24 protein-coding genes are annotated in these 22,157 nt (G+C 72.2%); 10 read left to right on the top strand and 14 right to left on the bottom strand.

The window, feature by feature from the left end:
• Positions 1 to 17: 17 nt before the first annotated feature.
• On the bottom strand, positions 18 to 503 hold the full coding sequence (locus ACSMXR_RS23890) for a helix-turn-helix domain-containing protein (protein ID WP_473169873.1): 486 nt from the start codon (positions 501 to 503) through the stop codon (positions 18 to 20).
• A gap of 177 nt (positions 504 to 680) precedes the next feature.
• Here ACSMXR_RS23890 and ACSMXR_RS23885 point away from each other — a divergent pair, with 177 nt between their 5' ends.
• On the top strand, positions 681 to 1,091 hold the full coding sequence (locus ACSMXR_RS23885) for a YrdB family protein (protein WP_473169872.1): 411 nt from the start codon (positions 681 to 683) through the stop codon (positions 1,089 to 1,091).
• 20 nt (positions 1,092 to 1,111) lie between these two features.
• Here the strand turns inward: ACSMXR_RS23885 and ACSMXR_RS23880 are convergent, their stop codons facing one another.
• The 3 genes from ACSMXR_RS23880 to ACSMXR_RS23870 all read right to left on the bottom strand — a co-directional run bounded on the left by ACSMXR_RS23880 (position 1,112) and on the right by ACSMXR_RS23870 (position 3,752).
• Positions 1,112 to 1,684, bottom strand: coding sequence for a hypothetical protein (locus tag ACSMXR_RS23880; protein WP_473169871.1), 573 nt, complete (start codon positions 1,682 to 1,684; stop codon positions 1,112 to 1,114).
• Between the two features lie 157 nt (positions 1,685 to 1,841).
• Positions 1,842 to 3,230 carry an NADP-specific glutamate dehydrogenase gene (gene gdhA, locus ACSMXR_RS23875; RefSeq protein ID WP_137232016.1) on the bottom strand — a complete coding sequence of 463 codons (1,389 nt, stop codon included), beginning with the start codon at positions 3,228 to 3,230 and terminating at the stop codon, positions 1,842 to 1,844.
• Positions 3,231 to 3,575: 345 nt separating this feature from the next.
• A complete protein-coding gene (locus ACSMXR_RS23870; protein ID WP_170994527.1) occupies positions 3,576 to 3,752 on the bottom strand; it encodes a hypothetical protein in 177 nt (58 codons plus the stop codon).
• 487 nt (positions 3,753 to 4,239) lie between these two features.
• Between ACSMXR_RS23870 and ACSMXR_RS23865 the strand changes: the two genes are divergently transcribed.
• Complete coding sequence (locus ACSMXR_RS23865; RefSeq protein WP_364886796.1) at positions 4,240 to 4,692, top strand: RDD family protein; 453 nt, start codon at positions 4,240 to 4,242, stop codon at positions 4,690 to 4,692.
• 74 nt (positions 4,693 to 4,766) lie between these two features.
• On the opposite strand, the gene ACSMXR_RS23860 is transcribed toward ACSMXR_RS23865, so the two are convergent.
• The 3 genes from ACSMXR_RS23860 to ACSMXR_RS23850 form a co-directional block, all read right to left on the bottom strand.
• On the bottom strand, positions 4,767 to 5,138 hold the full coding sequence (locus ACSMXR_RS23860) for a DUF1330 domain-containing protein (protein WP_381906542.1): 372 nt from the start codon (positions 5,136 to 5,138) through the stop codon (positions 4,767 to 4,769).
• A gap of 232 nt (positions 5,139 to 5,370) precedes the next feature.
• Complete coding sequence (locus ACSMXR_RS23855; RefSeq protein ID WP_137232018.1) at positions 5,371 to 6,639, bottom strand: L,D-transpeptidase; 1,269 nt, start codon at positions 6,637 to 6,639, stop codon at positions 5,371 to 5,373.
• A 235-nt stretch (positions 6,640 to 6,874) separates the two neighbouring features.
• Complete coding sequence (locus tag ACSMXR_RS23850; protein WP_242741381.1) at positions 6,875 to 7,324, bottom strand: hypothetical protein; 450 nt, start codon at positions 7,322 to 7,324, stop codon at positions 6,875 to 6,877.
• A 108-nt stretch (positions 7,325 to 7,432) separates the two neighbouring features.
• On the opposite strand from ACSMXR_RS23850, the gene ACSMXR_RS23845 reads away from it, so the two are divergent.
• A complete protein-coding gene (locus ACSMXR_RS23845) occupies positions 7,433 to 7,747 on the top strand; it encodes a hypothetical protein (protein ID WP_473169870.1) in 315 nt (104 codons plus the stop codon).
• A 96-nt stretch (positions 7,748 to 7,843) separates the two neighbouring features.
• On the opposite strand, the gene hutH is transcribed toward ACSMXR_RS23845, so the two are convergent.
• Positions 7,844 to 9,394: a histidine ammonia-lyase gene (gene hutH, locus ACSMXR_RS23840; RefSeq protein WP_137232020.1), complete on the bottom strand. Its 1,551-nt coding sequence runs from the start codon at positions 9,392 to 9,394 to the stop codon at positions 7,844 to 7,846.
• Positions 9,395 to 9,516: 122 nt separating this feature from the next.
• Between hutH and ACSMXR_RS23835 the strand changes: the two genes are divergently transcribed.
• Positions 9,517 to 10,254 (top strand): translation initiation factor IF-2, encoded by a 738-nt coding sequence (locus ACSMXR_RS23835; protein ID WP_473169869.1) that lies wholly within the window; start codon positions 9,517 to 9,519, stop codon positions 10,252 to 10,254.
• A 115-nt stretch (positions 10,255 to 10,369) separates the two neighbouring features.
• Here the strand turns inward: ACSMXR_RS23835 and ACSMXR_RS23830 are convergent, their stop codons facing one another.
• The 4 genes from ACSMXR_RS23830 to ACSMXR_RS23815 all read right to left on the bottom strand — a co-directional run bounded on the left by ACSMXR_RS23830 (position 10,370) and on the right by ACSMXR_RS23815 (position 14,876).
• On the bottom strand, positions 10,370 to 11,524 hold the full coding sequence (locus ACSMXR_RS23830) for a GGDEF domain-containing protein (RefSeq protein ID WP_030086860.1): 1,155 nt from the start codon (positions 11,522 to 11,524) through the stop codon (positions 10,370 to 10,372).
• Positions 11,525 to 11,637: 113 nt separating this feature from the next.
• Complete coding sequence (locus ACSMXR_RS23825) at positions 11,638 to 12,450, bottom strand: enoyl-CoA hydratase/isomerase family protein (RefSeq protein ID WP_137232022.1); 813 nt, start codon at positions 12,448 to 12,450, stop codon at positions 11,638 to 11,640.
• Between the two features lie 139 nt (positions 12,451 to 12,589).
• The gene (locus ACSMXR_RS23820) at positions 12,590 to 13,789 is read right to left on the bottom strand and encodes an adenylate/guanylate cyclase domain-containing protein (RefSeq protein ID WP_473169868.1); all 1,200 of its coding nucleotides are present in this window, start codon (positions 13,787 to 13,789) and stop codon (positions 12,590 to 12,592) included.
• Between the two features lie 178 nt (positions 13,790 to 13,967).
• A complete protein-coding gene (locus tag ACSMXR_RS23815) occupies positions 13,968 to 14,876 on the bottom strand; it encodes a biotin--[acetyl-CoA-carboxylase] ligase (RefSeq protein ID WP_473169867.1) in 909 nt (302 codons plus the stop codon).
• Positions 14,877 to 15,031: 155 nt separating this feature from the next.
• Between ACSMXR_RS23815 and ACSMXR_RS23810 the strand changes: the two genes are divergently transcribed.
• The 4 genes from ACSMXR_RS23810 to ACSMXR_RS23795 all read left to right on the top strand — a co-directional run bounded on the left by ACSMXR_RS23810 (position 15,032) and on the right by ACSMXR_RS23795 (position 17,690).
• Positions 15,032 to 16,612: an acyl-CoA carboxylase subunit beta gene (locus tag ACSMXR_RS23810; RefSeq protein ID WP_030086854.1), complete on the top strand. Its 1,581-nt coding sequence runs from the start codon at positions 15,032 to 15,034 to the stop codon at positions 16,610 to 16,612.
• A 29-nt stretch (positions 16,613 to 16,641) separates the two neighbouring features.
• Complete coding sequence (locus ACSMXR_RS23805) at positions 16,642 to 16,848, top strand: acyl-CoA carboxylase epsilon subunit (protein ID WP_137232025.1); 207 nt, start codon at positions 16,642 to 16,644, stop codon at positions 16,846 to 16,848.
• Positions 16,849 to 16,923: 75 nt separating this feature from the next.
• Positions 16,924 to 17,052 carry a morphogenic membrane protein MmpB gene (gene mmpB / locus ACSMXR_RS23800; RefSeq protein WP_010058523.1) on the top strand — a complete coding sequence of 43 codons (129 nt, stop codon included), beginning with the start codon at positions 16,924 to 16,926 and terminating at the stop codon, positions 17,050 to 17,052.
• A gap of 26 nt (positions 17,053 to 17,078) precedes the next feature.
• Entirely contained in the window at positions 17,079 to 17,690 is a 612-nt protein-coding gene (locus ACSMXR_RS23795) for a nucleoside triphosphate pyrophosphatase (RefSeq protein WP_381853358.1), read from the top strand.
• Between the two features lie 22 nt (positions 17,691 to 17,712).
• On the opposite strand, the gene ACSMXR_RS23790 is transcribed toward ACSMXR_RS23795, so the two are convergent.
• A complete protein-coding gene (locus ACSMXR_RS23790) occupies positions 17,713 to 18,168 on the bottom strand; it encodes a hypothetical protein (RefSeq protein ID WP_364886807.1) in 456 nt (151 codons plus the stop codon).
• 352 nt (positions 18,169 to 18,520) lie between these two features.
• On the opposite strand from ACSMXR_RS23790, the gene ACSMXR_RS23785 reads away from it, so the two are divergent.
• A complete protein-coding gene (locus ACSMXR_RS23785) occupies positions 18,521 to 20,275 on the top strand; it encodes an acetyl/propionyl/methylcrotonyl-CoA carboxylase subunit alpha (RefSeq protein ID WP_137232028.1) in 1,755 nt (584 codons plus the stop codon).
• A 175-nt stretch (positions 20,276 to 20,450) separates the two neighbouring features.
• Positions 20,451 to 20,993, top strand: coding sequence for a TetR/AcrR family transcriptional regulator (locus ACSMXR_RS23780; protein WP_444545324.1), 543 nt, complete (start codon positions 20,451 to 20,453; stop codon positions 20,991 to 20,993).
• A gap of 154 nt (positions 20,994 to 21,147) precedes the next feature.
• Here the strand turns inward: ACSMXR_RS23780 and ACSMXR_RS23775 are convergent, their stop codons facing one another.
• A complete protein-coding gene (locus ACSMXR_RS23775; protein ID WP_078611261.1) occupies positions 21,148 to 22,110 on the bottom strand; it encodes a DeoR/GlpR family DNA-binding transcription regulator in 963 nt (320 codons plus the stop codon).
• Positions 22,111 to 22,157 lie beyond the last annotated feature (47 nt).

Below are 22,157 nucleotides of genomic sequence, written 5' to 3'. Positions count from 1 at the left end.
CCTCACGCCCCCTCGGGTCAGGCCGCCAGCAGCACGCCGCCCATCGGGCCCGCCGGGCCGGCCGGACGAGTCGGACGGGCCGGGCCTGTCGTCCGCACCGACCGGTGACCGCCCGCCGCCCCCAGCGACCCGACCCCGGACCGGGACCGGGACCGCACCGCCGTGAGGCTGACCAGCCGCTCCCCGGCCAGCGCCAGGACGTCCGCGAGGCTCAGGCCGAGCGCCTGGGCGGCGGCGGCCAGCACCTCGGAGGAGGCCTCCTTGCGGCCGCGCTCCACCTCGGAGAGGTACGCCATGGAGATCCGGGCCGCCTCGGACACCTCCTTCAACGTCCGCCCCTGCGCCCGCCGTTCACGGCGCAGCACTTCTCCGACGAGGTCACGCCAGAGCGGTTCCCGGGGCAGGCCCGACAGCTCCGGTGTCGCGGGGATCGCCGGAGACGCCGCCGTCGGGAGCGGGCGCAGAGGGATCACGTCGGCCTGGTTCGTCGCTCGGATGCTCACCGTCCCAGCCTAGGAGCGCGGCACCGCCCCGACACGGCCCCGGCGTTGCGCTCCGGGCGGATCTGCTGACGGCGAAGTCGCGTGACAGCCCGCCGGTTCCGAAGGGCAAGGGCAGCCGTCGTGGTCACGCCCGGGCTATCGTCCCGACCGACAGCGGGTTCTCTTCAGGGGATCAGGATGAGGCGAGAACGGCAGGCCGCAGGGCCTGCGGGGCACCACGATCCGCACGCGCTCCGGCAGCGCCCCTGGTTCGCCGCCAACGAAGCCCTCGCCTTCCTGCTGGAGCTCGCGGCGATCGGCTGCCTCGCCTGGTGGGGCTTCACCGCCATGGACGGAGTCCTCGTATCGGTGCTGCTCGGTCTCGGGGTGCCCGCCGCGGCCGTGACCCTGTGGGGGCTGTTCGCCGCGCCCCGCGCCCGGTTCGGGCCTCCGCTCGCGGGAGTGCTGGCGGTGAAGGCGCTGGTCCTCGGCGGTGGCACGGCGGCGGTGTACGGGACGGGGCACCCGGTCGCGGCCGGGGTGTTCGCCGTCGTGCTGTTCCTGAACACAGGCTGCGCGGAGTACTACCGCCGGCGCCCGCCCGCGTGAACGACTCCTTCCGGGGCTCATCAGGAGACGGCGACGGCGGCTGCCCGCCGGCGACGGTAGTAGGCGATCGCGAGAGCGATGGTGATGGGTCCCCAAGCGGCGAGAGGGGTACCGACAGCCGTCGCCAGCGCGTTCCAGGCGCCGTTGGTGTACCCGATGGAGTCGACGACGCCGTGCAGGGTGAGGTCGCGGTTGTCGCCCAGCGGGACGGCTGTGAACAGGAAGGTGAGGATCAGGCCGCCGAGCACGGCGGGGACGACAGCCGCCATCGGCCGGACGCGTCTGCCGCCGATGAGCGGTATCCAGGCGGGCGCCACCTCTCCCCAGCCCCGGACCAGTCCGATGGTCAGGATCGCGATCACTTCCGTCAGCACGCTGAGCCCGAGCACGTACGGGATGCTCAGCCAGTAGGCCGGCAGGCTGCCGTCCTGAGCCTCCTGCCCCATCGTGTAGTGCACGGCGAAGGGCAGCCGCCACAGGCACGCCGGCAGCAGTAACAGCGGTAACGCGTAGGCCAGGCGCATCGCCCAGCGGGGAACGGGCCGCTCGGTGTCATCGACGGACGGCGGGCGGTGAAGGATCTTCGGCGTCATGACTCCACCCTCGCGGAGCAGGCACGCCGAGAAATCCCCCGCGCGAGCCAACCCGCTCCCCCGCGCGGGGGAGACCACCCCCTGGCGGCCTCGCCCACACGGGGTGGCGGTTCCCGGTGACGGGGCGCGGGCCGCCGCCCCGTCACCGGACGTACGGTCAGATCAGACCTTGCGCCAGCATCGCGTCCGCGACCAGCTCGAAGCCCGCGATGTTCGCGCCCACCACGTAGTTGCCGGGGCTCCCGTACCGCTCGGCGGTCGTGTAGCAGGAGTCGTGGATGTGCCGCATGATCTCGGCGAGCCGCTCCTCGGTGTGGGCGAAGGTCCACGAGTCCCGGGACGCGTTCTGCTGCATCTCCAGCGCGCTCGTCGCGACCCCGCCCGCGTTGGCCGCCTTGCCGGGGGCGAAGGCGACGCCCGCCTCCTGGAACACCCGTACCGCCTCCGGGGTGGTGGGCATGTTGGCGCCCTCCGCGACCGCCTTGACCCCGTTGCGTACGAGGTCCAGCGCGTCCGCCTCGTGCAGTTCGTTCTGCGTGGCGCAGGGCAGGGCCACGTCCACGGGGACCGACCACACCCCCGTACCGGGCACGAACCGAGCGTGTGCGCCGCGTCGTTCGGCGTACTCCGAGACCCGGCCCCGGCCGGTCTCCTTGATCTCCTTGAGGAGGGCGAGGTCGATGCCCTTCTCGTCGACCACATAGCCGCCGGAGTCCGAGCAGGTCACCACGGTCGCGCCGAGCTGCTGGGCCTTCTCGACGGCGTAGATGGCGACGTTGCCGGAACCGGAGACCGCGACGGTCTGGCCCTCCAGCGACTCGCCCCGGCTGCGCAGCATCTCGGCGGTGAACAGGACCGTGCCGTAGCCGGTGGCCTCCGTGCGGGCCTGTGCGCCGCCCCAGCCGAGGCCCTTGCCGGTGAGGACACCGGACTCGTAGCGGTTGGTGATCCGCTTGTACTGGCCGAAGAGATAGCCGATCTCGCGGCCGCCGACGCCGATGTCACCGGCCGGTACGTCGGTGTACTCCCCCAGGTGGCGGTGGAGTTCGGTCATGAAGGACTGGCAGAACCGCATGATCTCGGCGTCGGAGCGGCCCTTGGGGTCGAAGTCCGCGCCGCCCTTGCCGCCGCCGATGGGCATGCCGGTGAGGGCGTTCTTGAAGATCTGCTCGAAGCCGAGGAACTTCACGATGCCGAGGTTGACCGAGGGGTGGAAGCGCAGGCCGCCCTTGTAGGGGCCGAGCGAGCTGGAGAACTCCACCCGGAAGCCGCGGTTGACGTGGATGTCGCCGGAGTCGTCCGACCACGGCACCCGGAAGATCAGCTGGCGCTCGGGCTCGCATATCCGCTCGATGATGCGCGCGTCGACGAATTCGGGCCGCTGGGTCAGCACCGGCCCGAGCGTCTCCAGGACCTCGCGGACCGCCTGGTGGAACTCCTGCTCACCCTGGTTGCGGCGCAGGATCTCGGCGTAGAGCGGCTCGATGACACGGGCCGCGGCGTCGTGCGTGCGGGCGGAGTCGGGCGAGTCGGGGATGACCGGCATCTGATTCTGACCTTCCGTGGTCGGGCTCGTGTGCGTCGGCGCCCCCGTCCCGGAGGGCGCCACCGGTCCGTCTCCCCCGCCGGGGCCCCGCGGACTCCCGCTCGGGAGGACCGCGCGGCCGTCGCCCGGCCGGGCGATACGCAGGACCGTCGTACGGTCCGATTCTCCAGTGCGGCCCGATGATCTTCGAGGACCATCCACATATTGACCATGATCAGGCGTTTTGATCAGCGTCCGGAGCGCTCTGCCGGGCTCTGCGCCGCCCGCTGATCCGCTGTTACGGGCGGCGCGCGCGGCCCCGGCCCGCGCCCCGGCCGTAGACCGTTCGAGTGACGAAGGTCACCTTCACGTTCCGCTCTCTTGCGGGTCGCGCAGCATCCAGAGCCCGACCCCGGAGGCGATGGCGGTGACACCCGCGGCGACGCTCAGGGCGATCTGGAGGCCGCTCTCCTCGACGGCGAGACTCAGGAAGACGTTGGCGGCGAGTGCGGCGGACAGGACGAGCCAGAGCAGGGACTTCATGACGGCGATGCCTCCGTGGTCGGTGATGCTCCGAGTCTGTCGGCCGGGGCGCGCGGCGGGGAGGGAGAGCGCCCCCGTATCGGGGGTGGAGCGGGCTACACCCCCGCCGTCGCCGCGCGGCCGGGAACGCCCCTTCCGTGTGCCCGGGGGACGCCAACCGTAAGGGTCCGGTGAAACAACGCGGGGCCGTGGGAGTTACCCGTCAGGAACGGGGACACCCCGCCTGACGATCAGTCATGATGCCCCCATGACGAAGCCGCGGGGGCGTCGGAGAGGGCAGCCTCCTGACGAGTTACGGGCGCTGTACGGAGTGCGCCGGGCCGGGAGCGGCCCCGCGCTGTCCCGTCCGGACCCGCCCCCCGCACGGCCTCCGGCGCCGTACGGGCAGGCGCTTCCACGGGCCGCGTACCCGGCGTACGCCCGCGCCTCGGTGTACCCCTCCCCGGCGCCCCGGGGGCGGCCGCGCATCCCCAAGGGCACGGGTGACATGCGGCGCTATCTGGCGGTCGGGCTCGACGCCTATCTGTGCCTGCTGGCCGTGGGGCTGCTGGTGCGGTCCTGTCTGGATTCCGGCGGGACGGGGCGCGCGGTCGGCCTGCTGGTGGTCCAGCTGGTCGTGCTGTCGTTCGCCAACCAGGTGCTGCTGACGCTGGCGGTCCGGGCGAGCGCCGGAAAGCTGATCATGGGCGTCCGGGTGATCCGGCTGCCCGACGCGGGCCGGCCGGAGTTCCGGAGGCTGGTGCTGCGCTGGCTGTACGGGCTCCTCTGGCTGCCGCTCCAGCCCTGGCACCGGCTCCGGGGCCCTGCGTCGCCCAGCGGCCCGGAGCGGCCCGGCGGCTGCCCCGCGGAGGGTCACGAGGACCTCGCGGGGGTGCGCCAGGTGCTCCGCAGCGACCTGCGGAGCTACCGGGCGGCGGTGGCGGAGGAGCGTACGGGCTGAGCCGGGTTGCCCTCGGCCTCCCGCGCCGTACCGTCCTGCATCGCACCGACCTGCGTCGTGCGGTCCTACGCGTCCTACGCCGTACGCTCCCCGGCCGCACGGTCCCGCGCCGCCCGCATCGCCGCCGCGGTGGCCGGCGCGTCGTACTCCGGACCGACGCCCGGGACGATGATCACGTCACCGCCGAGATGCCGGGTACGCAGCGGCAGGATCTCCCGGTACGCGGGCGAGGCATACCAGGCGCGGGCCTCCTCGACCCCCGGGAAGCCGACGACGACCAGCCCGCCGGGCCAGGCCCCCTCCACCACCTCCACCTCGGCGCCGTGCACCAGGAAGCGGCCTCCGTAGGGCTTCATGGTGGCCTGGATCCGCTCGATGTAGCTCAGCACCTCGTCCTGGACGGGGCCGTCGGCGGGGTGCAGGTGGGCGATGGCGTACGCGGTCATGATCCGGTCCTCCGTGGTGGCGGCGGGGCGGCTCCCGGGGCGGTCTCCGGGACACCCACGATGCTGCCGGGCCGGGCGGAGGGCGTCGATTACCTCGGAGGTCATGCGGTGCCCGGCAACGCCGAAGGCGGCGGCCCCGGAGTGTTCCGGGGCCGCCGCCTTCGGGCGGGGACGGGGGTGGTGCGAGGGGAAAGCGGGTGGACCGGGCGGGTCCGGTGGATCAGGCCGTGGATCAGGCCTGGGAGCCGGCCGTCCACTCGGCCCAGCTCATGTTCCAGCCGTTGAGGCCGTTGTCCGGGGTGATGGTCTTGTCCGGGGAGTTCTGGACGATGACCACGTCGCCGACGATCGAGTTGTCGTAGAACCAGGCGCCCGGCGCGTTGGGGTCGTTCGCGCCCTTCACGTCGGCGAGGCCCACACAGCCGTGGCTGGTGTTGGCGTTGCCGAAGATGCCCTTGCCCCAGTAGTTGCCGTGGATGAAGGTGCCCGACGTGGACAGCCGCATGGCGTGCGGCACGTCCTTGATGTCGTACTCACCCTTGCCGTCGTCATCGGTGAAGCCGACGGTGGCGCCGTTCATCCGGGTCTCCTTGTGCTTCTCGGAGATCACCATCTGACCGTTGTACGTGGGGTTGTCGGGGGAGCCCGCGGAGATCGGGATCGTCTTGATGGTCTTGCCGTCGCGGGTGACCGTCATCGTCTTGGTCTTCGCGTCGACGGTGGAGACCTGGTTACGGCCGATCTTGAAGGTCACGGTCTTCTGCTGGACACCGAAGACGCCGTCCGCGCCCTCGACACCGTCCAGCGCCAGCTTCAGGGTGACGGTGGAGCCGCCCTGCCAGTAGTCCTGCGGGCGCAGGTCCAGGCGCTGGGAGTTGAACCAGTGGCCGACGACCTCCTGGCCGCTGCTGGAGGTCACGGTGATGCCGTCCTGGACGGCCTTCTTGTCCGTGATCGCCTTGTTGAAGTTGATCGAGACGGGCATCCCGACGCCGACCGTGGAGCCGTCCTCGGGGGTGAAGTTCCCGATGAAGCTGTTGTCGGGCGAGACGGTGGTGAAGGAGCTGTTCTCGTGCGCCTTGCGGCCCTTCGAGTCCTCCGCCGTGGCGTCGATCTTGTACGTGGTGGAGCGCTCCAGCTGGCCCGCGGGCTTCCAGCTGGACCCGTCGGCCGCCAGCGTGCCCTCGACCGGGGTGCCGTCGGCCGTGGTCATGACGACCTCGGTGAGCTTGCCCTTGGCGACGGTGACCTGGGCCGCGTTGTTGATGCTGGCGTTGGTCGCGCCGTTCTTCGGCTTGATCGCTATCTGCGCCTCGGAGGCGTCCTCGGCTGCCGCCTTGTCCACCTCCTGCTGCGACGACTCCGAACTCCCGGCGCTCGTCTTTCCGCCCTTGTCGCCGTCGTCGGTACAGGCCGAAAGCACCAGCACGCCGCCGAGCAGTGCGGACACGGCCACGAGGCCCCTGCGCCGCTTGCTGTCCGTCATCACACGCTTCTCCATCGTTGCCGATTCCCCAAAATCCCCGGACGGGGCCGCCAGGCGGCTATTCCCCGTCAATGTTCCAAGAACACCCGGAACGGGTGCTCCGTTCCGCATCCACGACAGATGTGGGGAACACCACTCATCGACGCGGCCCCGCGCGCGGCGGTTCCCGAGATCGGGCCCCGGTTTCCGTCGCCGCACGGCGCGGCCCCGGTCCGCGGGTGAGCGGGGCCGGGGCCGGTGTTCTCACACGTCACACCCGCTGCGCGGGGTCACCGTCCTCGCCGTCGTTCTTCCCATTGTGCGCGACCGCGTCGCCGTACCCCTCCTCGTCGCCCTCGTCCTGCGGCAGGAAGAGGCCCTCGTCGCCGTCGTCCGCGTCGTCCCAGCCCTCCGCGTCGGGGTCGTACTCGATGGACTCGCTGCTCCAGGAGGCCTGGGCGAGTTCGACCCCGGGCACCTCGCTGACCAGGTCGAACGGGTCGACCAGGGAAGCGAGGGCCTCAGCACCGTCTGCCCGGACCGTGGCCTCGGCATGCATCCGCTCCTCGGCGGTGTCGGTTCCGGCGACCGCTGCGACGGGGTCCCCGTACTCGGCGGCGATGGATTCGAGGGCGGTGCCGGTCAGGGCGTCGAGGTCGGTGACCTCCAGCACCATCTCCACGCGAAGTCGAACAAACCTGGATGTCTCTTCTGTGCTCATAAGCCGGAGCGTAAGGCTCGGCGAGGCCGCGACTTTCCACCGACCCGCTGCTTTGCTTAGCATCGGCCCACGGGGCTAACTCATGGTTGTCGCAAGGGGATCGAATCTGTGTCCGTCGCTCGTCGCACACTGCTGACCGCCACCGCCGCAGGCACGCTGCTGGCCGCTCTCTGGTTCGTCCCGTCGGCCAACGCGACCGGGGACACCGGGGAGAACCGCCCGCAGTCCGCACCGGCCGCCACGGCCGACCGCGCGGCCGCCGGCGCCGCTGACGACTCTTCGGACGCGCGCCTCGCCGACACCGGTCCCGGCCCGGAGACCACCCCGTATCTCGTCGGCGGCACCGCCCTGTTGGGCCTCGGCACCGCCTTCGTCACCTACTCGGTCCGCCGCTCCGTGACGGGTACGCGCCCGGCGCTCTGATCCCGTACGTCCGATCCTGTGCATACGACGAAGGGCTGCCGCTCCGGACAGGCGCGGCAGCCCTTCGTCGTCGGTGTCGCGGGTACGGCGGTGGCCTCAGGCCAGCGGCCCCGTGACCGGCTCCACGGCCGCGACCAGGCGCCCTTCGCGTACGAACGTGTCGGCGGCGGCCAGGTCCGGCGCGAGGAAGCGGTCCGGGCCCGGCCCCTCGGCTCCGGCGGCCCGCAGCGCGGCCACGGCCGCCTGCGAGGCGGGGGCCGGGACGAGCCCCTCGGCGGCCCGGATCTCGACGGCGCGGGTCGCCGCGTACAGCTCGACGGCGACGATCCGGGCCAGGTTGTCCACGGCGGTACGGAGCTTGCGGGCGGCGGACCAGCCCATGGAGACGTGGTCCTCCTGCATCGCGGAGGACGGGATCGAGTCGGCGGAGGCCGGGACCGCGAGCCGCTTCATCTCGCTGACCAGGGCGGCCTGCGTGTACTGGGCGATCATCAGGCCCGAGTCGACCCCGGCGTCGTCCGCGAGGAACGGCGGCAGGCCGTGCGAGCGGTTCTTGTCGAGCAGCCGGTCGGTGCGGCGTTCGCAGATCGAGCCGAGGTCGGCGGCGACGATCGCGAGGAAGTCGAGGACGTACGCGACGGGCGCCCCGTGGAAGTTGCCGTTGGACTCGACCCGGCCGTCGGGAAGGACCACCGGGTTGTCGACGGAGGAGGCCAGTTCGCGCCCGGCGACGACGGCCGCGTAGTCGAGGGTGTCGCGGCCCGCGCCGTTGACCTGGGGGGCGCAGCGCACCGAGTAGGCGTCCTGGACCCGGGGCGCGTCGTCCTGATGATGACCTGTCAGGCCCGAACCCGCCAGCACCCGCAGCATGTTGTCCGCGCTGACGCCCTGACCGGGGTGCGGGCGGATGGCGTGCAGCTCAGGGGCGAGGACCTTGTCCGTGCCGAGCAGCGCCTCCAGGGAGAGGGCGGCGGTGATGTCGGCCGAGGTGTAGAGGTTCTTGAGGTCGGCGAGGGCCATGACGAGCATGCCGAGCATGCCGTCGGTGCCGTTGAGGAGGGCAAGGCCCTCCTTCTCGCGGAGCTCGACCGGGGCGATGCCGTGCGCGGCGAGCAGCTCGCCCGCCGGGCGGACCGTGCCGTCGGGACCCTCCGCGTCGCCCTCGCCCATCAGGGTGAGCGCGCAGTGCGAGAGCGGGGCGAGGTCGCCGGAGCAGCCGAGCGAGCCGTATTCGTGGACGACGGGCGTGATGCCCGCGTTCAGCACGTCGGCCATGGTCTGGGCGACCTCGGGGCGTACGCCGGTGTGACCGGAGGCGACCGTCTTCAGCCGGAGGAACATCAGCGCGCGGACCACCTCGCGCTCGACGCGGGGGCCCATGCCGGCCGCGTGCGAGCGGACGATGTTGCGCTGGAGCTGCGCACGCAGCTCGGGGCTGATGTGGCGGCTGGCGAGCGCGCCGAAGCCGGTGGAGACGCCGTAGACCGGCTCGGGCTTGGCGGCGAGCGCGTCCACGATGAGCCGGGCGGCGGCCAGGGCTTCCACGGCGGCGGCGGAGAGCTCGACCCGGGCGCCGTGGCGGGCCACGGCGACGACGTCCTCGGCGGTGGTTCCGGACGTCCCCACCACAACAGTGTGCATATCCATATTCAGCAGCGTACGGATTGAAAGCCTTCATGTCACTAGTGGTACCGAGCAGGGCCCCTTACGGGGCGGCCCGAGTACGTGAGCGGGTTGCCCGCCGTGCGCGATGCGTGGAAGCTGCACGCATGCGCCGACTCCTGCTGCTCGCCCCGCTGTTGCTGCTCACCGTCTCCGGCTGCGGCGTGCTCCGGTCCTCCGAGGGCGAGGCGACGGACGCGGCACGGGATGTGGCCAGGAGCGCGGGCGACCGGCTGCGCAGCCAGCGTCCGCGTACGGCGGAGGAGGTCGGGTACTCCGCTTCCGGCATCGACGGGGTGGAGGTGCTGCGCGTGAAGGGCGCCTCGACCCATGACGGGGACGGCGTCGAGGTGACCGTCCGGACGTCCGGCTCGGCGTACAACGAGATGTTCGACCCCGATCCGGTCACCGTGCGGCGCTGTTTCGCGATACGGGTGTCGCCGAAGTCGGAGTGGCGCGAGACCCCGCGTGACGTGGACTGCCCGGACGGCCCCCGACCCACCTTCGCCCCGCCGCCGGAACCGCCCCCGCTGCCGTACGAGGAGCTGCGCGCGAAGCTGCCGCGGGTGCCGGAGGGCGGCCGGGTGGACGAGGCGGAGATCCGGCGCGCGGTCGCCGCGCTGGACCTGGACGCGACGATCCGTACCGAGGTGAAGGCCGACGGCGACCGGGTCGGCGTCCTGCTGTCGGTCCAGGGCAACGGCTACGACCCGCAGGACTGCCTCCTCGGCCATGTGCGCCCCGGCTCCACCGAGGTGTGGGTGCCGTCCCGGATCCAGCGGATGCCCGGAGAGGGCGGCTGCACCATCGGCAACGCCCTGACCCCGATGCCGCCGCCGCACTGATGACCTGGGCCGCGGCCTCGCCGAAAGCCTGACACCTGACGCCTCTACACCTGACGCCTGACACCCGACGCCTGACACCTGGCACCTGGCACCTGGCACCCGACGCCGCCACCGCTCACGGCCGGTTGCCGCGCAGCCTGCGCCGGTCGTGCGCGGACTTCGGCGGGGAGTCCGCGAGCCGGATGACCTCGCCGTCCCGCCCGGCCACCACGGGCCCCAGCGAACGCGCCGCCTTGGCCCGGTACTGGGCGGCGTCCGCGAGCCGGAACAGCCGCCGGGCCGAGCGCACCGGACCGATCGGGTCGCCGGTCGACGCGACCCCGCAGGCCACCCCGTCGCCCAGCTCGATCACCGCCGCCCGGTCGCAGAGCTCGGTGGCCACGCCGACCACCGCGTCCGCCGGGGGGCCGGCCGCGAGCAGACAGAACTCGTCGCCGCCGAGCCGGGCCGCCAGCGCCTGGGGCAGCATCGCCCCGCACAGCGACAGCACCGAGCCGAAACGTTCCAGCAGGCGGTCGCCGACGGCGTGGCCATGGGTGTCGTTCACCGCCTTGAGGCCGTTGAGGTCGCAGACGACGAGGCTGACGACGGTGTCGTCGACGCGGTGCAGCTCGATGGCCTCGTCGAGCCGGATGTCGACCGCGCGGCGGTTGGCGAGACCGGTCAGCGGGTCGGTGAAGGCCAGTTTGCGGACCTCCTCCAGGCGCTCGGTCTGGGCGATCCCGGAGGCGACGACGGCGGCGAGCACGGTCGCGAAGTCCGCGTCGGCCCGGTCGAAGACGGGCTGCCCGGCCGGCCGCGCCACATACAGCTCGCCCCACGCCCGCCCGTGCAGCACGATCGGCGCGACCACGCAGCAGCCCCGGCCGCGCCGCCGGAGCGCGGCGACCCGCTGGTGGCAGTACGGGCGGGCGCCGCGCGCCGGTCCGCCCGCGCCGGGCAGCCCGTCGGCGGTCTCCACCCAGGCGTCGGGCTCGCCACCGCCGGCCCACCGCTCGTGCAGGAACTCGGTGATCTCCGGGAACTCATGGACCGGGTAGGCCTCCTCCTCGGGGAACTCCTCCTCCCCCTCGGCCCGTTGACCCGCGTTCACCAGCACCCGCAGCCTGCCCCGGTCCCGCTCCCACACGGAGAGCGCGGCGAAACTGCCGCTCAGCGCCTCACAGGCGCCCAGCGCCGCCGCCCGCCACGACTCCCGCGGCGTGTAGGCCGCGGCCATGGTCTGCGCCAGCGAAACCACGGCTCGCAGCCGCACATCGTCACCACCCATTTCTGTAGTTTATGTAGATTTGTCCCCTTTTGAGCGGCTTGATCAGCTTGATGCGTAACTAATTTCAACTATTTCTTCGCGCCGCGCTCACTCTGCGTGAGGCACGCGCGTCGTCACTCGCCGGGCCAGTCGGGGCGCCGCTTCTCGTTGAACGCGGCCACGCCCTCCGCCCGGTCCCCGGAGAAGGCCACCGACCGCCAGGCCGCGTCCTCGACCTCCAGGCCCGCCCGCAGATCGAGGCCCTGGCCCAGCCGGAGCGCCTTCTTGGCCGCGCGCAGCCCGACCGGCGAGTTGGCGGCGATCCGGCCGCCCAGCGCGAGGGCCTCCTCGCGGTCCCGGCCCGCCTCGACCAGCTCGTCCACCAGGCCCAGTTCGCGCGCCTCGGCGGCCTCGACGCGGCGGGCGCTGAACACCAGCTCGGCGGCGCGCGCCGCACCCACCCGGCGCGGCAGCAGCTGCGTACCGCCACCGCCCGGAATGACCCCCACGGACACCTCGGGCAGTCCGACCACGGCGGTGGCGTCGGCGACGATCACATCGCAGGCGAGGGCGAGTTCGAAGCCGCCGCCGAGGGCGAAGCCGTGCACGGCGGCGATCACCGGCATCGGCAGCTCCAGGACCCCGGTGTAGGCGGCGCGGGCGGTGGGCCGCTGGCGTACGAGGTCGGCGTCGGTGAAGGAGTTGCGCTCCTTGAGGTCCGCGCCGACGCAGAAGGCCCGGTCGTGGCTGGAGGTGAGGACGGTGGCCCGGACGTCCCGGTCGGCGCCGAGCGCCTCGCAGGCGGCGGCGATGGAGCGGGCCATGTCGGTGGAGACGGCGTTCATGGCCTTGGGCCGGTCGAGGACCAGCTCGGCGACGTGGTCCTGCCCCTCGTGCCGCCGTACGACGACGAACTCCCCGTACCGCTGCTCGGACGTGACGGTCATGGCTGCACCCCTGTCGGTCGACGGCGCCCGTTAACGAGCGTTACCCGGCAGGAATCCTAGACAGGACCGCCGGACCGCCGACAGGGCACCGACGGTCCGAAGCCGTGACCGACCGGCCCCAGGGGTGGTCGGGCACCGCTCAGGAGCCGGTCTTGCCCCGGCGGGCCAGCAGCCACGGCTCGACCACGCCGAGCCCGCGCACCGGGCGCTGCCACATCGGCTGGAGACCGAAGCGGTACGTGGGCAGCGGCGGCTCGCCGGCGGGCTCGCGGCCCTCCTTCTCGGCGAGCCGGGCCCGTTCGGCGGCGGCCGCGACGGCCTCGGCGGCCTGCGCCTCGGACTCCGGGGCCTCGCCGTGGCGGACCAGCTCCTTGGCGAACGCCCCGTCGACCAGGACGGCGTCCTTCGGAGCTATCGAGGTGAGCCGGCTGGCGAGGTTCACCGTGGTGCCGAAGACATCGCCCATCCGGGTGGTGACCGTGCCGAAGGCGATGCCGACGCGCAGGGCCGGCATCGTCTCGTCCTGGGACATCGCCTCGATCAGCCGGAGCGCTATCTCGGCGGCCGTGCCCGCGTCGTCGGCGGCGAAGAGCACCTCGTCGCCGAGGGTCTTGATGAGCCGTCCGCCGTGCGCGGCGACCAGGTCGGCGGCGGTCGTCTCGAAGGACTCGACCAGCTCGCCGAGCTCCTCCTCCTCCAGCCGCCGGGTCAGCCGGGTGAAGCCGACCAGGTCCGCGAAGCCGACGGCGAGGCGCCGGTCGACCATCTCCTCGTCGTCCGCGGCCTGCACGACCCGGCCGGTGGCGGCGGCCAGCTGGCGCCGCCACACGTAGACGAGGAACTCCTGGAGCTCCGGGAGCAACAGCTCGACCAGCGGGTACGTGACCTCGGTGCGGGTCATGCCGGGCTCGGGCGGCTCGGTCAGACCCTCCAGGAACGAGTCGATCTGCCATTCGGCCAGCCGGGCGGTGGTCTGCCCGGTGGAGCGGGCGACCTGGATCGCCATCGGCTCGCTGAGCAGCCCGGCCTCGACGAGACCGGCGAGCCGCCGCAGGGCGAGCACATCGGCCTCGGTGAGCGCCTTGGCCTGGCCGATGTCCGCGAAGCCCATGGCCCGCCAGAAACGGGAGGCCAGGTCCATGGAGACCCCGGCGGTGCGGGCCGCCTGGAAGGGCGTGTAGCGCCGGTCGGCCCCCAGGATCAGCGCTTCCAGGCGGATGGCGAGGGGGTCGTCGGTCGGTTCCACCGTGTGGTCGACCTCGTGGTGGGGTGTGGCGTGGACCGAGGAGTCCGGCCCGGGCTCCTCACCCGCGCCGGACGTCGTGTCGCCGACGGTCACCAGCCGCCTCCTGCCCGTTCCCTGCGCACTGCCCTGCCGATCTGTCGCTGGATCGCCTCAACGATACGGCAGGTGTGCCCCAGCTCACGTCCTTGGTTGCCCGCCGTCGGTGCGTCGCGCGTGACAACTCAGGCATACGCGGTATCCGCCCGTACGCCCATCGGGGGCGGGAGCCGCCTCAGGTCAGGCCGCCCGCCGCGCCCCGCAGATGGACGATGTCCCCGGCCGACACCGGCTGCTGGAGCCCGCCCTCGGTGGAGAGGACGAGCCGCCCGTCGCCGTCGATCGCGGCCGCCTCGCCGACCAGCGACTTCCCGCCCGGCAGCTCGGCCCGCACGGTCCGGTCCAGGGTCGCGCAGCCCGCCGCGTAGGCGGCCTGGAGCCCGCTCGCGGCCGCGTCGCCGCCGGCCGCCTTCCACCGGCCGTACCAGTCCTCCAGCGAGCGCAGGACGGCGCGCAGCAGGGTCTCGCGGTCGGTGGAGACGGCTCCGGCGAGCGCGAGGGATCCGGCGGTGGGGGCGGGCAGCTCGTCGGCGCGCAGCGAGACGTTGATGCCGAGGCCGACGACGATGCCGTCCCCGGCGAACTCGCCGAGGATGCCGCCCGTCTTACGCTCCTCCCCCGGTGGGGTCTCCCCTGGACGGAGCTTGTCGGAGCCCTTGGGGATCGTCACCAGCAGGTCGTTGGGCCACTTCAGCGACATGTCGACACCCGCCGACTTCGCGAGCCCGGTCGCGGCGGCGACCCCGGCCAGCAGCGGCACCCAGCCCCAGCGCTCCACGGGGATGTCGCCGGGCTCCAGGTAGACGGAGAGGAAGAGCCCGGAGCGGGGCGGTGCGGTCCAGCTCCGCTCCAGCCGTCCGCGCCCGGCGGTCTGCTCCTCGGCGACCAGCACGGTGCCCTCGCCCGCCGCCCCGGTACGGGCCTGTCCTGCCAGGTCGGTGTTGGTGGACCCGGTGGACTCCACGACCTCCAGCGACGTCCACAGCGCGTCCGGCCGGAGCAGTCCGCGGCGCAGCGCGGTCACGTTGAGGGGCGGCCGGTCCAGGTCCGACCAGCGGTTGTGTGGCGCATCCGGTGGTGTCATGCAACCCAGCCTAGGTGTGGCAAAGGACGCACTGCCTTTCCGGAGGCGCGCCGATACCCTACGAGTCAGTAGCCAGAGCCGGACTGACGGCTGGCCGTCCCCCCGTGACCGGTGCCAGACGTCGTCCCCGTGACCAGGCAGGGAGCCGCCCCCCGATGTCCGAGCCGCTAAGCGACATCCACACCACCGCGGGCAAGCTCGCGGACCTGACGCGCCGCATCGACGAAGCGACGCACGCCGGTTCGGCCCGTGCGGTCGAGAAGCAGCACGCCAAGGGCAAGCTGACGGCCCGTGAGCGGGTCGAGCTGCTGCTGGACGAGGGCTCCTTCGTGGAGCTCGACGAGTTCGCCCGGCACCGCTCCACCAACTTCGGCATCGAGAAGAACCGCCCGTACGGGGACGGTGTCGTCACCGGTTACGGCACGGTCGACGGCCGCCCGGTCTGCGTGTACTCGCAGGACTTCACGATCTTCGGCGGTTCGCTCGGCGAGGTCTACGGCGAGAAGATCGTCAAGGTCATGGACTTCGCGCTGAAGACCGGCTGTCCGGTGATCGGCATCAACGACGGCGGCGGCGCGCGGATCCAGGAGGGCGTCGTGGCGCTCGGCCTGTTCGCCGAGATCTTCCGCCGCAATGTGCACGCCTCCGGGGTGATCCCGCAGATCTCGCTGATCGTCGGCCCGTGCGCGGGCGGCGCGGTCTACTCCCCCGCGATCACCGACTTCACGGTGATGGTGGACCAGACCTCGCACATGTTCATCACCGGCCCCGACGTCATCAAGACGGTCACCGGTGAGGACGTCGGCTTCGAGGAGCTGGGCGGCGCCCGTACGCACAACACCACCTCCGGGGTGGCGCACCACATGGCGGGCGACGAGAAGGACGCCATCGAGTACGTCAAGTCGCTGCTGTCGTACCTGCCTTCGAACAACCTCTCCGAGGCCCCGGCGTTCCCGGAGGAGGCGGACCTCGCCACCACCGACGAGGACCGTGAGCTGGACACGCTGATCCCGGACTCGGCGAACCAGCCGTACGACATGCACACCGCGATCGAGCATGTCCTGGACGACGCCGAATTCCTGGAGACCCAGGCCCTGTTCGCGCCGAACATCATCACCGGCTTCGGCCGGGTCGAGGGCCACCCGGTCGGCATCGTCGCCAACCAGCCGATGCAGTTCGCCGGCTGCCTGGACATCAACGCCAGCGAGAAGGCGGCCCGTTTCGTCCGCACCTGCGACGCGTTCAACGTCCCCGTCATCACCTTCGTGGACGTACCGGGCTTCCTGCCGGGCGTGGACCAGGAGTACGGCGGCATCATCCGGCGCGGCGCGAAGCTGATCTACGCCTACGCGGAGGCGACGGTCCCGCTGATCACCGTCATCACCCGCAAGGCGTTCGGCGGGGCGTACGACGTGATGGGCTCCAAGCACCTGGGCGCCGACCTGAACGTGGCCTGGCCGACCGCGCAGATCGCCGTCATGGGGGCGCAGGGCGCGGTGAACATCCTGCACCGCCGCACCATCGCCGCCGCCGAGGACCCGGACGCCACCCGTGCCGAGCTGATGACGGACTACGAGGACGCGCTGCTCAACCCGTACGTGGCGGCCGAGCGCGGTTACGTCGACGCGGTGATCATGCCGTCCGACACCCGGGCCCACATCGTCAAGGGCCTGCGTCAACTCCGTACGAAGCGGGAATCCCTTCCCCCGAAGAAGCACGGCAACATCCCGCTGTAGCCGTCGGCACTTCCCAGAGAGGCCTGCCCATGATCAAGGTCGTACGGGGCAACCCCACCCCGGAGGAGCTGGCCGCCGCACTGGCGGTGGTCCGGGCGCGCGCCGCGGCGGCGTCCGCCGTGTCGTCCGGCGCGCCGCTGCCGCCCGAGCAGTGGTCCGACCCGGGGCGCATCGCCCGCACGGACCGCCCGCGTCCGGGCCCCCGCGCCTGGGCCAGGACGTACTGGCCGGCCTGAGCGGAACCGGGCGCCGCGGACTCTTGAGTACCCGTACTCAGGCGCGGCGGCGCCCGGCGCAGCAGGATCGGAAGCATGCTGTGGTCCGACCCCGAGAACAAGCCGCCGAAGGAACTGCGCGACGCCCAGGCCATGATGCGCAGAGCCGGCGTGCTGCTGGCGCTGGCGATGCTGGTGGCGATGTTCGTGCTCGGCATCCACTGACCCATCAGGCCCGTGGCCCTTCTACGATGGCCCGCATGACTGATCAGCGCCGTCTCGTGCTCGCCTCCGCCTCCCCCGCCCGTCTCGGTCTGCTGCGCCAGGCCGGGTTCGCCCCCGAGGTGATCGTCAGCGGTGTGGACGAGGACGCCCTGAGCGCACCGACCCCCGCGGAGCTGGCGCTCGTCCTGGCCCGTGCCAAGGCCGCGGCGGTCGCGGAGCGCCCCGAGGCGGCGGACGCCCTGGTCGTCGGCTGCGACTCGGTGCTGGAGCTGGACGGCGAGGCGCTCGGCAAGCCCGCCGACGCCGAGGAGGCCACCGCCCGCTGGAAGTCGATGCGCGGCCGGGCGGGCGTCCTGCAGACCGGGCACAGCGTGATCGACACCGCCACCGGCCGTACGGCATCGGCGACGGCGTCCACCGTCGTACGGTTCGGCGAACCGAGCGACGCCGAGGTCGCCGCCTATGTCGCCTCGGGCGAACCGCTCCATGTCGCGGGGGCGTTCACCCTGGACGGCCGCTCGGCGCCGTTCGTCGACTCCATCGAGGGCGACCACGGCAATGTCATCGGGCTCTCGCTGCCGCTGCTGCGGCGGCTGCTGGGCGAGCTGGACGTCTCCGTCACGGAGCTGTGGGTCTGAGACCGGAGCCGCCGGACACCCCCTAGGCCGGCGCCGGGGCGGTCTTCCCGTCCGCCGTGTCGTCGGTGCCGCCGGTGCCCTCGGCCCGGGTCTCGGGCCCGTACGACACCAGGGTGAGCACCAGCAGGGCCAGCACCACCATCATGAACGCGAAGGCGCCCCAGCCCACCAGGCCGACGGTGACCGCGCCGAGGACACCGTGCACGACCGCGCAGCCGATCAGGACGATCCGTCCGGCGCGCCCCGGAGCCCGGTCGCGTATCCCGGCGATCAGCGCTATCAGCCCGCACAGGACCAGCAGCAGCCCGGAGACGCCGCCCATCACCCAGGTGCCGGTGGACATGGCGTCCGGGTCCATTCCGGCGAGCGACATGTTCTGGTTCTCCGCGACCGTGGCCAGGACGGCGTTGATGAGCACGATGCCCACCGCCTCCCCGAACAGCACGAGCGCCGTCACGATCGCCACCGGTCTGCGCATCTGCGTCCCACCCCTGTTACCTCTGGTACGTGCGTAGCGCGGACCCTACTCATGGGTATTCCTTCGGACAAGAGGTTGAACGGCCCGGGCGACGGGCAAAGAATCCAGCGGCCGTTCGTAGGGAGTCCACAAAGAATCGCCGTGAGGCGTTGACCTTAAAGACAGAGACCTGCACCACACCGGGTGGTTACTGTGCGGTTGAGGATCCCGGCGTACCGTGGTGCCACAAGGGATTTCACTACTGGGGCAAGCCTCGGATCACACTCCGTGTGGGCAAGCTCACCATTGGGGACGGGTCGTACGGCCGTGTCGGTAGTCCCTAAACTCAGCTTGTTTCGAGGAGGGAGTCATCGTGCGCAAGGTGCTCATCGCCAACCGTGGCGAAATCGCTGTCCGCGTTGCTCGGGCGTGCCGGGACGCGGGGATCGCGAGTGTCGCGGTCTACGCCGAGCCGGACCGGGACGCTCTGCATGTCCGGGCCGCCGACGAGGCGTTCGCTCTGGGCGGTGACACCCCGGCCGCCAGCTATCTGGACATGGCCAAGGTGCTGCAGGCCGCGGCCGACTCGGGGGCGGACGCGATCCACCCCGGTTACGGATTCCTGTCGGAGAACGCGGAGTTCGCCCAGGCCGTCCTGGACGCCGGGCTGACCTGGATCGGCCCGCCGCCGCAGGCCATCCGCGACCTCGGCGACAAGGTCGCCGCCCGGCACATCGCCCAGCGCGCCGGCGCCCCGCTCGTGGCCGGCACCCCGGACCCGGTCTCCGGGTCCGACGAGGTCGTCGCGTTCGCCGAGCAGAACGGCCTCCCGATCGCGATCAAGGCCGCCTTCGGCGGCGGCGGCCGCGGTCTGAAGGTGGCCCGCACGCTGGAGGAGATCCCGGAGCTGTACGACTCCGCGGTCCGCGAGGCCGTCGCCGCGTTCGGACGCGGCGAGTGCTTCGTCGAGCGCTACCTCGACAAGCCCCGCCACGTGGAGACCCAGTGTCTGGCCGACACCCACGGCAACGTCGTCGTGGTCTCCACCCGTGACTGCTCGCTCCAGCGCCGCCACCAGAAGCTCGTGGAGGAGGCCCCGGCCCCCTTCCTGACCCAGGCGCAGAACGACGAGCTGTACGCGGCGTCCAAGGCGATCCTGAAGGAAGCCGGTTACGTCGGCGCGGGCACCGTCGAGTTCCTCGTCGGCGTCGACGGCACGATCTCCTTCCTGGAGGTCAACACCCGTCTTCAGGTCGAGCACCCGGTCACCGAAGAGGTCACCGGAATCGACCTCGTACGCGAGATGTTCCGTATCGCCGACGGCGAGGAGCTGGGTTACGGCGACCCGGCCGTTCGCGGTCACTCCTTCGAGTTCCGGATCAACGGCGAGGACCCGGGCCGCGGCTTCCTGCCCGCCCCCGGCACCGTCACCACCTTCGCCCCGCCGACCGGCCCCGGTGTCCGGCTGGACGCGGGCGTCGAGTCCGGCAGCGTGATCGGCCCGGCCTGGGACTCGCTCCTCGCCAAGCTGATCGTGACCGGCGCGACCCGTGAGCAGGCGCTCCAGCGGGCCGCCCGCGCACTGGCGGAGTTCCAGGTCGAGGGCATGGCCACCGCGATCCCGTTCCACCGGGCCGTCGTCGCCGACCCCGCCTTCACCGCGGACCCGTTCACCGTCCACACCCGGTGGATCGAGACCGAGTTCGTCAACGACATCAAGCCCTTCGCCGCGCCCGCCGACGCGGACGCGGAGGACGAGGCCGGACGCGAGACCGTCGTCGTCGAGGTCGGCGGCAAGCGCCTGGAGGTCTCGCTGCCGTCCTCGCTGGGCATGAGCCTGGCCCGCACCGGCCTCGCGGCCGGCGCCAAGCCGAAGCGCCGCGCGGCCAAGAAGGCCGGCTCGGCCGCCTCCGGCGACTCCCTCGCCTCGCCCATGCAGGGCACCATCGTCAAGATCGCGGTGGAGGAGGGCCAGGAGGTCAAGGAGGGCGACCTCGTCGTCGTCCTGGAGGCCATGAAGATGGAGCAGCCGCTCAACGCGCACCGCTCCGGCACCGTCAAGGGCCTCACCGCCGAAGTCGGCGCCTCCGTCTCCTCCGGCGCCCTGATCTGCGAGATCAAGGACTGACCGCCGCGCACGCTCCGAAGGGGCCCGGACCGCGTCATGAGACGTGGGCCGGGCCCCTTCGTCACCAGTGGCATCCTGGAACCCACGAAGGTCCTGAGGGACCGAGGGAGGGGCGGAAGCCATGGCAGGGGCGATCCCGATGGAGACGAGCACGGCGCGACCGCCGACGCGGCCGATGCGCGCGGACGCGCGCCGGAACCACGACCGGTTGGTGGGCGAAGCGCGCAGGTCCTTCGCCGAGCACGGCACGGACGCCTCGCTGGAGGACATCGCCCGGCGGGCGGGCGTGGGCATCGGCACCCTCTACCGGCACTTCCCGAACCGGGACGCGCTGATGAACGCGGTCTTCCAGGACGCCCTGTGCTCACTCCTGGACCGCTCACGGGAGCTGGCGGCGGCGGAGGCCCCGTGCCGGGCGCTGGTGGAGTGGCTGGGTGCGATCGTCACTCATGCGGGTGAGTACCGCGGCCTGGCGCACGGCCTGATGTCCGCCTCGCGCGACGAGACCTCGGCACTCGTGCAGTGCCATCTGCCGCTCCGGGAGGCGGGCGCGGGGCTGCTGCGCCGGGCCCAGGAGAGCGGGTCGGTGCGGGGCGATGTCTCGATCGACGATCTGTTGCAGCTGACCAACGCGATCGCGCTGGCGGCCGAGCAGTCGCCGGACGATCCGGAGCTGGCGGAGCGACTGCTGCGGCTGACACTGCGCGGGCTGAAGTAGCGGGCCTTTAGGGGCCCCTGCGCCCGGCGCGCCCAATCCCCGCTCCTCAAACGCCGGAGCGGCTGAAAAGCGAACAAGCGGGCGTCGCAGCCGCGAAATCCAGCCTCCGGCGTTTGAGGAGCGGGGGTTCGGGGGCAGCGCCCCCGACCCGGGCCTACCGCCGGCGCAGGTCCGCCACCCGGGCCCGCTGTTCGCCCGGCACGTCCGCCAGGGCGGAAGCACTGCGCAACTGCGGGCCGAGGCCGCCGTTCTGCGTGCGCCGCTGGCCGGGCAGCGGCATGTCACGGCGGGGCCGGCTCCCCGGTGGGGGGCCGTCGCCGCCGGACGCGTCCGACTCCGGTCCGGCCACCGTGATCTCCACGCCCTGGTCCGCCAGGGCCTGGAGCTCGGCGGCGGCCCGCTCGTCGTGGAGCGGCGGCTCGTCCGTCACCAGACGGGTGATCAGCTCCGTGGGCACCGTCTGGAACATGGTGTCCGAGCCGAGCTTGGTGTGGTCCGCCAGGACCACCACCTCCGCGGCGGCCTGCACCAGAGCCCGGTCGACGCTGGCCGAGAGCATGTTGGAGGTGGACAGGCCACGCTCCGCCGTGAGACCGCTCCCGGAGAGGAAGGCCCGGGAGACCCGCAGCCCCTGGAGGGACTGCTCGGCCCCGCTGCCCACCAGCGCGTAGTTGCTCCCGCGCAGGGTGCCGCCGGTCATGACGACTTCGACCCGGTTGGCGTGGGCCAACGCCTGGGCCACCAGCAGGGAGTTGGTGACGACGGTCAGACCGGGGACCCGCGCGAGCCGTCGGGCCAGCTCCTGCGTGGTCGTACCGGCGCCGACCACGATGGCCTCGCCCTCACCGACAAGACCCGCGGCCAGGTCGGCGATTGCTGTCTTCTCCGCGGTGGAGAGATGGGATTTCTGCGGAAAGCCGGACTCCCGCGTAAAACCGCCCGGCAAGACCGCACCGCCGTGCCGGCGGTCGAGGAGTCCTTCTGCCTCCAGTGCCCGCACGTCCCGCCGTACGGTCACTTCGGAGGTCTGGACGACGCGGGCGAGCTCACGGAGCGATACCGCCCCGTTGGCGCGCACCATTTCGAGGATCAACTGACGACGTTCTGCAGCGAACACGAAACTGACAGTAACCTGGCCGTCGGTGAGTTTTCAGCAGTTTGCGC

This window comes from Streptomyces sp. DSM 106670, from assembly GCF_055792845.1.
The sequence above is the reverse complement of the archived record's forward strand: the minus strand, read 5'-3'. Positions and strand labels throughout refer to the sequence as shown.